The 13,456-nt window shown below is 71.1% G+C and carries 11 protein-coding genes; 7 read left to right on the top strand and 4 right to left on the bottom strand.

Translation table 11 applies throughout. The features are described from left to right. Positions 1-167 precede the first annotated feature (167 nt). Positions 168-581, top strand: a complete 414-nt coding sequence (locus tag LVY72_RS18875; RefSeq protein ID WP_237824838.1) for a LexA family protein — start codon at positions 168-170, stop codon at positions 579-581. Continuing rightward, positions 574-1,866 (top strand): Y-family DNA polymerase, encoded by a 1,293-nt coding sequence (locus LVY72_RS18870; RefSeq protein ID WP_237824816.1) that lies wholly within the window; start codon positions 574-576, stop codon positions 1,864-1,866. Before LVY72_RS18875 ends, LVY72_RS18870 begins: the two co-directional genes overlap by 8 nt. A gap of 12 nt (positions 1,867-1,878) precedes the next feature. Here the strand turns inward: LVY72_RS18870 and LVY72_RS18865 are convergent, their stop codons facing one another. Next, positions 1,879-2,643, bottom strand: a complete 765-nt coding sequence (locus LVY72_RS18865; protein ID WP_237824836.1) for an SGNH/GDSL hydrolase family protein — start codon at positions 2,641-2,643, stop codon at positions 1,879-1,881. Positions 2,644-3,115: 472 nt separating this feature from the next. Here LVY72_RS18865 and LVY72_RS24950 point away from each other — a divergent pair, with 472 nt between their 5' ends. The 3 genes from LVY72_RS24950 (at position 3,116) to LVY72_RS18855 (ending at position 6,180) form a co-directional block, all read left to right on the top strand. Continuing rightward, positions 3,116-3,325, top strand: coding sequence for a CGNR zinc finger domain-containing protein (locus tag LVY72_RS24950; protein WP_372463734.1), 210 nt, complete (start codon positions 3,116-3,118; stop codon positions 3,323-3,325). Positions 3,326-3,391: 66 nt separating this feature from the next. After that, complete coding sequence (locus LVY72_RS18860; RefSeq protein WP_237824814.1) at positions 3,392-5,059, top strand: FAD-dependent oxidoreductase; 1,668 nt, start codon at positions 3,392-3,394, stop codon at positions 5,057-5,059. Continuing rightward, a complete protein-coding gene (locus LVY72_RS18855) occupies positions 4,966-6,180 on the top strand; it encodes a cytochrome P450 (RefSeq protein ID WP_237824805.1) in 1,215 nt (404 codons plus the stop codon). The genes LVY72_RS18860 and LVY72_RS18855 overlap by 94 nt, the downstream gene beginning before the upstream one ends. Before the next feature lie 4 nt (positions 6,181-6,184). Here LVY72_RS18855 and LVY72_RS18850 read toward each other — a convergent pair whose 3' ends face one another. The 3 genes from LVY72_RS18850 to LVY72_RS24460 form a co-directional block, all read right to left on the bottom strand. Further along, complete coding sequence (locus tag LVY72_RS18850; protein WP_237824797.1) at positions 6,185-7,459, bottom strand: ArgE/DapE family deacylase; 1,275 nt, start codon at positions 7,457-7,459, stop codon at positions 6,185-6,187. Between the two features lie 111 nt (positions 7,460-7,570). Further along, complete coding sequence (locus LVY72_RS18845) at positions 7,571-8,902, bottom strand: MFS transporter (protein WP_237824795.1); 1,332 nt, start codon at positions 8,900-8,902, stop codon at positions 7,571-7,573. Positions 8,903-9,111: 209 nt separating this feature from the next. After that, positions 9,112-10,305 (bottom strand): helix-turn-helix domain-containing protein, encoded by a 1,194-nt coding sequence (locus LVY72_RS24460; RefSeq protein WP_269092689.1) that lies wholly within the window; start codon positions 10,303-10,305, stop codon positions 9,112-9,114. Positions 10,306-10,469: 164 nt separating this feature from the next. On the opposite strand from LVY72_RS24460, the gene LVY72_RS18835 reads away from it, so the two are divergent. Both LVY72_RS18835 and LVY72_RS18830 read left to right on the top strand, forming a co-directional pair. Further along, positions 10,470-12,176 carry an amidohydrolase gene (locus tag LVY72_RS18835; RefSeq protein WP_237824793.1) on the top strand — a complete coding sequence of 569 codons (1,707 nt, stop codon included), beginning with the start codon at positions 10,470-10,472 and terminating at the stop codon, positions 12,174-12,176. Continuing rightward, positions 12,173-13,426, top strand: coding sequence for a M20 family metallo-hydrolase (locus LVY72_RS18830; protein WP_237824791.1), 1,254 nt, complete (start codon positions 12,173-12,175; stop codon positions 13,424-13,426). Before LVY72_RS18835 ends, LVY72_RS18830 begins: the two co-directional genes overlap by 4 nt. Positions 13,427-13,456: the final 30 nt, after the last annotated feature.

The raw sequence follows: 13,456 nt of genomic DNA, 5'->3' as shown, positions 1-13,456 counted from the left end.
TTGCAATGCTTGAAGAGTAAACATGGGGAGGGGGCTGCGTGCGGGAGGGGCTGCTGCGAGGAGGCGCGCGGGTTGGCTGCGCAGCCAGGGCTATGGGTCCTGTCCCGGGGCGGCCGCCCGCGGGGTGGTAATCTGCTGTCGAAACTGTGTTCGAGGGGGCGGCGGTGATCTTCCACGGTACTCCGGCGGCCCGGCCCGCGGATGGCGGCGACGGTGCGTCGGCCCAGGCGACGGGTTTTCCCTCGCCGGCGCGGGACTATTACCACGGCGGCATCGACCTGAACCGGCACCTGATCCGGGACCGCACCAGCACCTTCATCATGCGGGTGGCCGGGAACTCGATGGCGGCGGCCGGGATCGCGGACGGGGACGAGATCATCGTGGACCGCTCGCTGGTGCCCCGGGACGGGAACGTCGTCGTGGCCGTGCTCGACGGCGAACTGGTGATCCGGCGCCTGCGCCTGACCGGCCGCGGGGTCGTGCTGCAGGCCGACAGCGCGGGGCAGCCGGACGCCGAGGTGCCGGAGCTGGCGGATCTGACCGTCTGGGGCGTGGTCACCCGGTGCCTGCACCATGTCTGAGGACGGGGCCGGACCGGGCGGCCGCATTGCCCTGGTCGACGTGAACAACTTCTATGTCTCCTGCGAGCGGGTCTTCGACCCGTCGCTGGAAGGCCGCCCCGTCGTTGTGCTCTCCAACAACGACGGCAGCGTGGTGTCCCGTTCCGCGGAGGCCAAGCGGCTGGGGATCAAGACCGGCACTCCGTGGTTCCAGCTCGCGCCCTCGGCCCCGCGCTGGGGCCTGGTGGCGCGCTCAAGCAACTACGAACTGTATGGGGACCTGAGCGCCCGGGTGATGGAACTGCTCGCGCGGTTCGGCACCTGGCAGGAGGTCTATTCGATCGACGAGTGTTTCCTCGGACTGGCCGGGGACGAGGCGCAGCTGCGCGAGGCGGCCGGCCGGATCCGCAGCGCCGTCGGCCGGCACGTGGGCGTGCCGGTGTGCGTGGGGGTGGCGGCGACCAAGACGCTGGCCAAGTTCGCCAACCATGTGGCCAAGCGGAACCCGCATCTGCGCGGGGTGTGCTCGCTGGGTTCGATGCCGCCGGGGGAAGCGGAGCACATCCAGTCCCGGGTGCCGGTCACCGGGCTCTGGGGTGTGGGGGCCAGGACCGGCAAGCGTCTGAACGCCATCGGGATCGAGACCATTGCGGACCTGAAGGCCGCCGACCCGCTGCTGATCCGCAAGCGGTTCTCCGTGGTGCTGCAGCGCACCGTGCTGGAGCTGAACGGGACCGCCTGCATCCCGCCGGTGGACGAGCGCGCGGACCGGCAGCAGGTCATGTTCTCGCGCAGCTTTTCCACGCCGGTCTCGACGGCGGAGCAGCTGGACGAGGTGATGGCCGTCTACGCCCAGAAGGCGGCCTCGCGGCTGGCGGCCGAGGGGCTGCGGGCCTCGGTGCTGACCGTTTCCGCCGGGACGAGCAGGTTTTCCGGCGAGGCGGCCTTCCCCGCCGCCACCGTGCGCCTGCCGGCGCCGACCCAGGATCCGATCGCGCTGACCAAGGCGGCGGTGGCCGCGATGCGCGGGTGCATGGTCCCCGGCACGGCATATGTGCGGGCAGGCGTGGTGCTCACCGGACTGGAGCCGGCGGACGGCCAGGAGACGCTGGAGCCCTTCGCCGGGCCGCAGGAACAGCGGCAGCTGGGCGGGCTGCTCGGCAGCGTACGGGCGAAATTCGGGGAATCGGCCATCGGGCTGGGCGCCGGCGGCCTGGCCGCGCCGGCAGCCTGGTCCATGAAGCGGGAATTCTCTTCGCCGCGGTACACCGGCGAGTGGGCCGAGCTGCCGGTGGTGCGCGCCTAGGAGCGCTGGGGGTCACGTCCCCTGCGGCCGCTGCACCACCTCGGCCAGGGCGGCGGCGATCTTCTGGTGGCCGGCGGCGTTGGGATGGTCGCCGTCGGCGGCCAGGTAATGGGTTTCGTCGTAGCTGTAGTCGGGGCCTTTGAACGCCGCGCGCAGGTCGACGTACGCCGACCCGGTCTGCGCTGCGATGTCCTTGATCACCGTATTGACCTCGTCGGTGACGGTAGCCGCTGCGTCGACGTAGGCCTGACCCTGCTGGCTTGCGTACTGGCCGCCAAGCCAGACGCTCCAGTAGTCCAGCAGCACCACGTTCACCGCATGGCCGGCGGTGAGCTCGTGTACGCGGTCCACGATGTCGTGCAGGTTGGTCCTCAGATCCGTCAGCTTGGGCAGGTAGCAGGCCACCTCGGTGCCGCACGAGCTGGAATACGCCACGTCGTTCGCGCCCACTTCGATCTCCACCAGGCGCGCGGCCTTGACCGAGTCGATCGCGGCACTTGCGTCGGTGAGCTGGTGAAGCACGTCGACGGTGGTGAACCCGCCGACCGCCTCGTTTGCGGCCTTGACCGCCGGACCGTCCGGCGATGACAAGTCCGAGGCACTCAACTGCGGGTACGGCGTGCAATCACAGGCGACGCCCGCCGGCACGGAATCACCCAATGCGGCCAGCGACCACGCCCCGGTGGGCGTGGGGGACGAGCCACCGGTCGGCGAGGCACAACCCGCCAGCACGGCCGCAAGGAATCCCAGGGTGAGCAGCGCCAGCCATCGGGCCATCTGGTGCCGGCGCACGCCGCGCGTTGGTGCGGGGAGCCGGCGCCGGGAACGAAGCGAAGGCGGGCGAGCCGCAGTACCGGCCACAACACGAGTCTACGCGTGCGGCGGGTCCGCCTAGAAGGTAGTGGGGGGTGGGTGCCCACAAGCCGCCAGGTTATCCACAGCGGGCCATGGACGGCGTTCCGGAGAATCTGCACTACGTCCGGCAGCTGGCCAGGCTGGCCGATGGACTGGCCGGCTTTAACCCGCCGGACGAGCCGCTGGTCCGCGACCTCGCGCCGGTCTGCCGGCTGCGGGATAGGCTGGCCCCGGCAGCCTGGGGAACAGATCATGGCCGGGCGCGGCGTGAACTGGACCGGCTGGCACGCGACTACGCCGTCGCCCCTGCACTCGGGGAGGCGGGCCCGCTCCACTATGTTTCCGGGCTCGGGGCTTCGCGCCGGCATTGGCAGCACGGCTGGTGCCCGCGGCCATGCAGTTGCATGCCGGCGGCTTGGTCCGCCGGGCGCGCTGCTGCGCGGCGCCTGGCTGCCCGGCGTCCTTCATTGACACGACCAAGCGGGGACAGCGGCGGTACTGCTCCGGCGCGTGCTCGGCGCGGCTCAGGATGCACCGGAGGCGCAGCTCAGGCATCGGCGGCGCCGGTCCGGATCCTCTTCCGCTGCCCGGGAATCGGGCCTAGACTCGATTCACTTCAGCAACCCCCGGACAGGGGCGGGCGGACGCCCGCACGAGGAAGAACACCGACATGCGACTCGTCGTCGACCTCACCAAGTGCCAGGGCTACGGGCAGTGTGCCTTCCTCGCCCCGGACGTCTTCGCCATGCAGGGGGACGAGGCCCTGGTCTACGACCCGGAACCGGCGGACGGCCAGCGCCGCAGGATCCTGCGGGCCGCCGCCGCGTGCCCGGTGCAGGCCATCAGGCTCGACGGCGCGGACTGGGCGCCCGCGAGTACCGACGGGCAGACCGGCGCGGCGGTCGCCGCAACCGCGCACGACGACGCCGGCAGCTTCCGGCGGACCGGCCGGATCGTCATCGTCGGTGCCTCGCTGGCCGGGCTGCGGGCCGCGGAACAGCTGCGCGCGGAAGGCTTCGCCGGATCCCTGATCCTGGTCGGCGACGAACTGCACGAGCCCTACGACCGGGTGCCGCTGTCCAAGCAGGTGCAGTCGGGGTGGGTGCGGCCGGACCGCACCGCGCTGCCCCGCCGGCACGGGATCGATGCGCAGTGGCGGCTGGGCGTCGCGGCGGCCGGCCTGGACGTGGCCGGCCGGCAGGTGCACCTGGCGGACGGGACCCGGCTCGGGTTCGACCGGCTGCTGATCGCCACCGGCCTGCGGGCCCGGCCCTGGCCGGATCCGGCGGAGGCGGCGCTCGCGGGCGTCCTGACCCTGCGCACCCGCCAGGACGCCGCGCAGCTGCGGCGCCGGCTCGCGGCCAGCCCCGCCCGGGTCCTGGTGGTCGGCGCCGGCTTCATCGGCTCGGAGATCGCCTCGGTGTGCCGGGAACTCGGCCTGCCGGTGACCGTCGCCGAAGCCGGTCCGGCACCGCTGCGTGCCGCGCTGGGCACCACCATCGGCGCCATCGCGGGGGAGATCCAGCGGGACAACGGTGTGGACCTGCGCTGCGGGACCCGGGTTGCCGCCCTGGAAGGGGACGGCCGCGGCCGGCTGCGCCGCGCCCGGTTCGCCGACGGCACGGTGCTCGAGGCGGACATCGCCGTCGTCGCGCTCGGCGGCACCCCCAACGTCGAATGGCTGGCGGGCTCCGGGCTGGCCAGTGGTCCCTGGGGAGTGGCCTGCGATGCCGGCGGCCGCGTGCTGGACACGGACGGGCAGGTGGTCGAGGGCATCTTCGCCGCCGGGGATGTCTCCTGCGCCGCGCAGCCGCTGTTCGGCAACCGGTTCCTGATGCTGGAGCACTGGGGCGACGCCGTGTCCCAGGCCGGGACCGCGGCACACAACATGGCCGGCAGCGCGGCCGGGCTGCAGCAGCATCTGGCCGTGCCCAAGTTCTGGTCCGTGCAGTTCGGCCACGAAATCAAGAGCGTCGGGGTGCCCGCGCTGGCCGACGAAGTGGCGATCGCCCAAGGCTCGGTGCCGCAGCGCCGGTTCCTGGCGGTCTACGGCTGCCAGGGCCGGATCGTGGCGGCCGTGGCCTTCAACCAGAACAAGTGGCTGGACTTCTACGAGCCGCTGATTGCGCAGGGGGCGGCGTTCCCGCCGTCCTTCAGCCAGATCGACGGGCCGGCGCAGCTGCAGCCGGTCCCGGCGGGGTTCCGGCCCGCCGCCATCGTCCCACCCATCAAGGAGCCGCCGCCATGGCCGAGCCCACCGTCTGGGAACAGGTCCTGGACCCCGCCCACCGGGCCGATCCCTACCCGCTCTACGCCGAGCTCCGCCGCACCCCGGTGAGCCGCCAGGCGGACGGATCCTACCTGGTCAGCACCTACCCGGAGGTCCTTGCGCTGCTGCACGATCCGCGGCTGAGCTCGGACCCGAGCCACAACCCGCAGTTCGCCGCCGCCATGGCCGAGCAGCCCGAGGACAGGCCGCCGAGCTTCCTGCTGATGGACCCGCCCGAGCATGACCGGCAGCGCCGGCTCGCGATGCGGCACTTCGGGCCGCCGCAGGCCCCCCGGCGGGTCGCGGGCATGGAGCCCCGGATGCTGGAGATCGTCACCGGGCTGATCGACGAGATGGCGGGCAAGACCCGGATCGACGTGGTGGACGAGCTGGCGTATCCGTTCCCGGTTTCGGTGATCTGCGAGCTGCTCGGGGTTCCGGTCGAGGACCGGCCGCGGTTCCGGAAATGGGTGGACATGGCACTGGAGGCCATCAACCCCGGCGTGGATCCGCAGGTCCAGCAGCAGAAGCGGGAAGAGGCCGGCAACGAGCTGTTCAACTTCATCAGCGAACTGGTGGAACGGCACCGGCAGGCTCCCGGCGACGACCTGCTCTCGGCGATGGCCGCCGACGACGGTCCGGAGGGGAGGCTGTCCACCGAGCAGCTGGCGAGCACCGGCCTGCTGCTGCTGATCGCCGGGCACGAGACCACCGTCAACCTGATCTCGAACGGCGTCCTGACCCTGCTGCGCCATCCGGACGTGCTTGAGCGGCTGCGCCGCGACCCGGACCTGGTCATTCCGATGACCGAGGAACTGCTGCGCTACGAGCCGCCGGTACACTTCATCCCGATCCGGACCGCGCTGGACGACATCGAGGCCGCAGGCACCACCATTCCCGCCGGGTCCCCGGTCACGCTGCTGCTCGCCGCCGCCAACCGCGACCCGCAGCACGTGGCCGAGCCGGACCGCTTCATCCCGGACCGGCCGGACAACCAGCACCTCGGGTTCGGCAGCGGCATCCACCTGTGCTTCGGGGCGCCGCTGGCCCGGCTGGAGACGCAGGTGGCCTTGACCGAATTCGCCCGCCGGTTCCGCAACCCCCGGCTGGCCGAGGACCCGCCGCCGTACCGGCCCAGCCCGATCCTGCGCGGCCCGCGGCACCTGGCGGTCGACGTCGACGCTGGCTAGGGGATCAGCCCCGCTCCTCGAGCCCGCACCAGCTGGCGATGAACAGCGCGATGCTCTTGGTGATCCGGCGGACCGACTCCACCGAGACGCGCTCGTCGAACCCGTGGATCGCCTCCGAGACCGGGCCGTAGACCAGCGTCGGGGTGTCCGCGTAGAGGGTGAAGACCCGGCCGTCCAGATAGCCGGGGGTGGTGAAGCTTTCCAGCCCGGTGCCGAACACCTGCTCGTGGGTGCGTTCCAGCAGGGTCTCAGCGGCGCTGCCCGGTTCGAGCACGTAGCCTTCGGCGAAGAAGCCGGTCCGGGTGGCAACGGCATGGATCGGGTTCCCGCCGCGGGCGAGGCCGGCCAGGCAGTCCTGCAGTTCGGCCCAGGCCGCCTCGGCGCTGATGCCCGGGTAGATCGCCGCGCGCACGTCGAACTCGCACCAGGCCGGCACGCTCGAGGGCCAGTCGCCGCCGGCGATGCCGCCGAAGTTGAAGTTGATCGGGTGGTCCAGGTCCTCGAAGTAGCGGTGCTCCGTCCGGGCCACGTTCCACTTCGCTTCCACCTCGCGCAGCGCCGCCATCGTGGTGTAGGCGGCGTCGATGGCGTTGAAGCCGGAGCCCATTTCCCGCGGGTGCGTGGGGCTGCCGGTGACCCGCACCTTGAACCAGAGCACGCCCACGTTGGCGCGCACCAGCATGTCCTCCTCGGGCTCCGGGATGATCACGGCGTCGGCCCGGTAGCCGCGCAGCAGCGCGGCCAGCGAGCCGTTGCCGGTGCATTCCTCCTCGACCACGGACTGGAAGTGGATGCGTCCGGCCGGCTCGAAGCCGGCGGCGCGGACGGCGTCGAACGCGAAGAGGTTCGCCGCCAGCCCGGCCTTCATGTCGCCGGCGCCGCGGCCGTACAGCCAGCCGTCGATGATCGGCGCATCCCACGGGGAACGGGACCAGGCCTCGACCGGGCCTTCGGGCACGACGTCGACATGGCCGTTGAGGATCAGGGACCGGCCCCGCTCCGCGGCCGGCCGGTAGGTGCCGACGACATTGGTCACGTTCTGGTAGGACACCGTCACCGGGCCGAAGCCTTCGTGTGCGGCAAGCTCCGCGGGATCCAGCTCCCACCGGTCCAGCTCCAGGCCGCGTCCGGCCATCGCCGCGTAGAGCAGGTCCTGGGCGCTGCCCTCCCGGGTGCGCAGCGACGGATGTTTGACCAGTTCCTGGGTGAAGGCCAGCTGGGCGTCGAAAGCGGCGTCGACGGCGTCGAGGATCCTGCGGGACTGTGCGTCGGTGGTCATGATCTTCTCCGGAGACGGCGTGGGGGAGCCGTCCTGCGGGACGGCTCCCCCACGCAGATGGTTGAGCGGCTGGTGCCTGGCGGCACCGAGCGGGGCGCGGGGCCCCGGGCTTTAGGCGTCGGCGACGAGCTGCTTGTCCCGGACACGCATGCGTCCGCCGAGGAAACCGCCGACGGCGGTGAGCAGCGCGATGATGGCCAGGATCAGCGCCGCGCCCCAGGACGCGTTGCCGGAGACGCCCAGCATGGCAGTGGCGACCATCGGCATGAAGCCGCTGGTGGCGCCGGCGATGTTGTAGCCCAGGGCCACGCCGGAGTAGCGCAGCTTCGGCGGGAACAGCTCGGTCAGCAGGGCGCCGTTGACGGCGTACGCGACGGCGATGAGCATGATGCCGATGGTGATGGCCAGCGTGATCATCAGCGGGGACTTCGTGTCGATCATGGCGAACAGCGGGAAGGCCAGGACCGCGGTGGCGATGCCGCCCCACATGGTGACCTTGCCCGGGCCGACCTTCTCGGCCAGCCGGCCCATCAGGATGGTGACGATGATCTGGGCGACGGCGGCGACCAGGGTGGCGTTGACCATCACACTGCGTTCGACGCCGAGGGTGTTGGCGCCGTAGCTGACCACGAAGGTGGTGATCATGTAGAAACCGCCGACGCCGAGCAGGGCGGCGAGCACGGCCACGACGAGGCGGCCGCCGGCGTGGCGGAACACCTCAAGCGCAGGAACCTTGACGGTCTCTTCCTGGGCGAGCAGATCCTTGAAGATCGGGGACTCCTCGACCTTGAGGCGGATCCAGAGCGCGACGAGCAGCATCGGAATGGCCAGCAGGAACGGAATGCGCCAGCCCCAGGCGTCGAAGGCCTCGGACGGCAGGAGCAGCACCAGCGTGAACGCGCCGGAGGCAAGCAGGGTGGCGACCGGCGAGCCGATCTGGACCATCGCGGCGTACCGGCCGCGCTTTTCGGCCGGAGCGTGCTCGACCGCCATGGTCACGGCACCGCCCCATTCGCCGCCGACGGCCAGGCCCTGGACCAGGCGCAGCACCGCGAGCAGGATCGGTGCGGCCAGGCCGATGCTGGCGAAGTCCGGCAGCGCGCCGATCAGGGCGGTGGCGATGCCGATCATCACGATCGTGGTCAGCAGCGCCGGGCGGCGTCCGTACCGGTCGCCGATGTAGCCGAAGACGACGGCGCCGATCGGGCGGGCGGCGAAGCCGACGCCGAAGGTGGCGAAGGAGGCCAGCAGGGCCGCCGTCGGGTTCAGTTCGGTGAAGAAGAGCCGGTTGAAGACCAGGGCCGCGGCGGTGCCGAAGAGGTAGTAGTCGTACCATTCGAGGGCTGTTCCGACAAAGGCGGCGCGGGCGATCTTGCCGGCATCCTTGCCGGAGACGACCGGCGGGGCGCTCTTGGCGCCATGGAGCGTGGGCGACGTGGTCAAGGAGTGGGCCTTTCAAATTTGAGGAGGTCTGCAGCGCGGATTCCCGTGGCGGTCGTGGGGCCAGGGCCTGCGCCCCCTCCGGGGCACGTGCCGGAGGGAGATCACGCGAGCAGAACAGTAGTGCTCTATCAAGGGTAAGCGAGTGCTAATTCCCCGAACAATGACAATATCCACAGACTTGAGCGGAAAAACTTGGGCAAATCAATAATCTAGCCCTGCTTGGCTGCATAGCGGCTGAGCGCCACCAGCGCCCGGGCCGCCTGGGCCGGGACGGTCAGGTCCAGCCCGATCACCTCCTGGAGGCTGTGCAGCCGGTTGACCACGGTGTTCCGGTGGCAGTACAGCTCCTCGGAGGTTTCCTTGATCGAGCCGGTCCGCGCATAGCTGCGGGCCACCTGCAGCAGGCGCTCGCGCTCGTGCGGCGTGCACCGGTCCAGCGCCCGGTGTACCGGATCGGAGAAGCCCGGCAGGGTCTGCTCGAGCAGGCTGCCGGCGATCCCCATCCAGGTGTCGTCCACGGTGGCCAGCGTTGTCCCGGGGCCGCGGTGCCGGGCCAGCACCAGTGCCGACGCGGCCGCGGCCGGCACGGCCGCCAGCCCCGCTGCCCCGGGCACGTAGCCGGCGGCGAAACCGGGTGCCTCCTGGCGCCAGCTGCGTGCCTTGCGCTGCGGCCGGAACAGATAGAGGGCCCCGGTGTTCTCATAGGCGTACACGCCGGCCTCGGATCCGTACCGGGACTGGGCCTGGTGCACGGCGTCGTCGACCACCGCCAGCACCTCGAAGGTGTCCAGGGGCTGGATCCCGAGGGCCGCGGCAATCTCCTGCACCTCGGCGGGGTCCGCGGCGCCGGGATGGAAGAGCCGGGAGAGCAGGCGCTGCCGGTAGAGCTGCTTGTTGCGCGCCAGCAGGGCTTCCTCCTCGGCGAAAGCCTGCTGGATGCTGCTGACGTAGCCTTCGACGATGTCCAGGATACGGTCCATATTGGCGACCAGGATGCCGATGCCGTCCGGCCGGGCCACCCGCTCCAGCCCCTTCCACAGGACGCGGAAGTCGTTGCGCACCGCCTCCAGGAACGCCTCCAGGGGAACGCCCTGGCGGACCCGGCGCACGGCGACCTCCCGGGGCAGCGACCGCAGGTCGGGTGGCAGGTCCAGGCCGGCCATCTGGAACAGGAACATCTCCATGGTGTCCACCGCCGTCTGGTAGACGTCCTGCTCCGGGACCCGGGCCTCGCCATAGGACACGGCGGCGAACCGCTGCAGGAAGTCGCTCACCAGCAGGTCCCGCTCCTGCCACAGCCGCTCGATCAGCCGTGCCCACTCGGGCTCGGAGGAGGGCCCCGCCCGGAAGGCTCTGGGCTGTGCCGGCAGCCGTCCCGCGGCGTCTCCATGCTCTGCAGTCATGGACCCATATTATGCAAACGCCTAAGTCTTCGAGTTGAATCGGCGGCTTTTGTCCATTGAACGCGTCATTGTTCCAGCGTTGAATGGTCTGCAAGGCTGCCGTTCCCCCCAAAACGGTGGTTCTTACTCCCGGCGCCGGGAGACGCTATAACTTAGAAGGATTTATGCTCGTCGATCTGTTCATCCACCATGCCCGCATTCTGACCCAGGACCCGTCGTATCCGGTGGCCGGCAGCCTGCTTATCCACGACGGCAAGGTCCTGGCGGTGGATCCGGACCCGGACCTGGCCATGCGCGCGGCCCAGACCATCGACGCGCACGGAGCCACCTTGGTGCCCGGCTTCAACGACATCCACGCCCACAGCGTGTGGTTCGGCCTCGGGCTGCTGGAAGCCAACCTGGGCGCGGCGCGGAGCCTGGACGAGGTGTACCGCATCATCGCCGAGGCGGCGGCGCCGCTGGCTGCCGACGAATGGGTCATCGCCTCCGGCTACAGCCCGCTGCTGCTCGGCGGCCAGCAGCCGGACCGCGACCGCCTGGATGAGGCCGCCGGGGGCCGCCCGGTCTGGATCAAGCACTCCTCCGGACACGCCTGCACCCTCAACGGTGCGGCCCTGGACCGCGTCGCGGCCGGTGCCGACCTGTCCGCGCCGATCGACGGCGGCCTCGTCGCCACCGGCGACGACGGCCGGCCCACCGGGCTGCTGGAGGAAAACGCCATGCGGCTGGTCCAGGACATCATGCTGCCCTACCCGCTGGAGACCATCGAGCGGGCGCTGGATCTGGCCACCACCCACTATCTGTCCGAAGGCATTACCAGCGTCACCGACGCGGGCATCGCCGGCGGCTGGATCGGTTATTCGCCGCGCGAGTTCGCCGCCTACCAGAGCGCGCGCGACAAGGGGCTGCTCAGCGTCCGGATGCAGCCGATGATGGTCCTGGACGCCCTGCACGAGGTGCCGGGCCACGCCGCGGATCCGGCCTCCCGGGGCCTGGACGCCGGCATCCGCACCGGTCTGGGCGATGACTGGCTCCGGCTGGGGTCGGTGAAGATCTTCAGCGACGGGTCGCTGCTGGGCAGCACCGCCTATGTGACCGAGGAATACGTCGGCTGCACCCACAACCACGGCTACCTGCAGATGGATGCGGACAAGCTGCGGGAATCGGCGCTCGAGGCGTACCGGGCCGGCTGGGCGATCGCGATGCATGCGATCGGCGACCATGCCATCGACCACGCGATCGACATCATCACCGAGGCCCAGGACACCTACGGCCGCAACGCGCTGCCCAACCGGATCGAACACGGCGGGGTGGTCCGTCCCGAGCAGCTGGACCGGATTGCCGAGGCCGGCATCGTGCTGGTCCCGCAGCCGCACTTCATCACCGAGTTCGGCGACGGCATGGCCCGGCTGCTCGGCCCGAAGCGCACTGCCCTGTCCTATCCGGCCAAGAGCCTGCTGGCGCGCGGCGCCGTCCTGCCCGGCAGTTCCGACCGGCCGGTGTCCAACGGCCGGCCGCTGGACGTCATGCAGTCCTTCGTGGAGCGCCTGACCCCGTCCGGCGAGGTCTACGGTCCCGGCGAGCGGATCACCGCCGCCGAGGCGCTGGCCGCCTACACCACCGGCTCGGCCGCCGCCACGGGAGCTGCCGACCGCAAAGGCCGGCTGGTGCCGGGTTACCTGGCCGACCTGGTGTTCCTGGACCAGGACCCCACCGCGGTCCAGCCGGCGCGCATCGGTGCGACCGAGGTCCTGGCCACCATGGTGGGCGGGCAGCTGCGTTTCGGCGCCGACAAGTTCCCGGCCCGGGCGGCCGTTGCGGACCGGGCCGCAGTTTCGATCCACGAAGAAGTTAGAGAAGATGCCAAATGAGCACCACCAACACTGAGTTCCTGGCGGACTTCGCTGCGATGTCCGGCTTCGGTGCCACGCCCGGCGGCGGCGTGGACCGGCAGGCCGGCACGCCCGCCGACCACGCCACCCGGCAGTGGTTCGGCGGCTGGCTGGCGCAGCACGGCTACACCGAGACGGTGGACGAGGCCGGCAACCAGTTCGGCACGATCGAGCTGCTTCCCGGTGCCCCGTACGTGCTGATCGGTTCCCACCTGGATTCGCAGCCCCTGGCCGGCCGCTACGACGGCGCCTACGGGGTGCTGGCCGCGGCGCACGCCGGTGCCCGTGTGGCCGCCGAGCTCCGGGCCGGCACGGTGGAGCCGGCCTGCAACCTGGCCGTGGTCAACTGGTTCAACGAGGAAGGCAGCCGCTTCACGCCCAGCATGATGGGCAGCTCCGTGTTCACCGGCAAGCTGCCGCTGATGGACGCGCTGGCCACCACCGACCCGGCCGGAGTGAGTGTGGCCCAGGCCCTCGCCGCCGGCCACCGGGCCGCCGACGCCGGTGCGCCGGTGCTGGCGCACATCGCCCGCTACGCCGAAATCCACATCGAGCAGGGCCGGAACCTGGAGGAAAGCGGCACCCAGGTGGGGATCGTGGACCGTACCTGGGCCGCCAGCAAGTACCGGGTCACCGTGGACGGCGCACAGTCGCATACCGGGGCGACCCGGATGCAGGACCGCCGGGACGCCCTCTACGGGGCCGCGCTGGTGATTGCCGCGGCGCGGGACCTGGCCGCCGAGTTCGAGCCGGGACTGCTGCACACCTCGGTGTCCGAACTGTACGTGCTGCCCAACTCCCCGGTGACCATCGCCCGCCAGGCGGTCATGAACCTGGACCTGCGTTCGCCGGACGAAAGCGTGCTGGCCCGGGCCATGGAGCTGCTGGGCAAGGCGGTTGCCGACGCCGAGGCACGGTCCCGCACCGAGATCGGCCTGGAGCTGACGCACCGCTGGGGGCTGGTGGCCTACCAGCCCGAGGGTGTGGCGCTGGGCATCGCCAGCGCCGAGCGGCTCGGGTTCAGCCACACGGAGATCATGACGGTGGCCGGGCACGACTCGACGAACCTGAAGGACGTGGTGCCGACGGTGATGCTGTTCGTGCCCAGCGTCGAGGGTATCTCGCACAACGAGGCCGAATACACCCGCGACGAGGACGCGGTGCGCGGCGTGGAGCTGCTCACCGAGGTGGTCCGCCGGCTGGTCCGCGGGGAGCTTGCGGCCGGGTAGCGGCCGGGCGTTGTCCGCCGGGCCGCAGCC

This window comes from Arthrobacter hankyongi, from assembly GCF_022012395.1.
Taxonomy (GTDB): Bacteria; Actinomycetota; Actinomycetes; order Actinomycetales; family Micrococcaceae; genus Crystallibacter; species Crystallibacter hankyongi.
The sequence above is the reverse complement of the archived record's forward strand: the minus strand, read 5'-3'. Positions and strand labels throughout refer to the sequence as shown.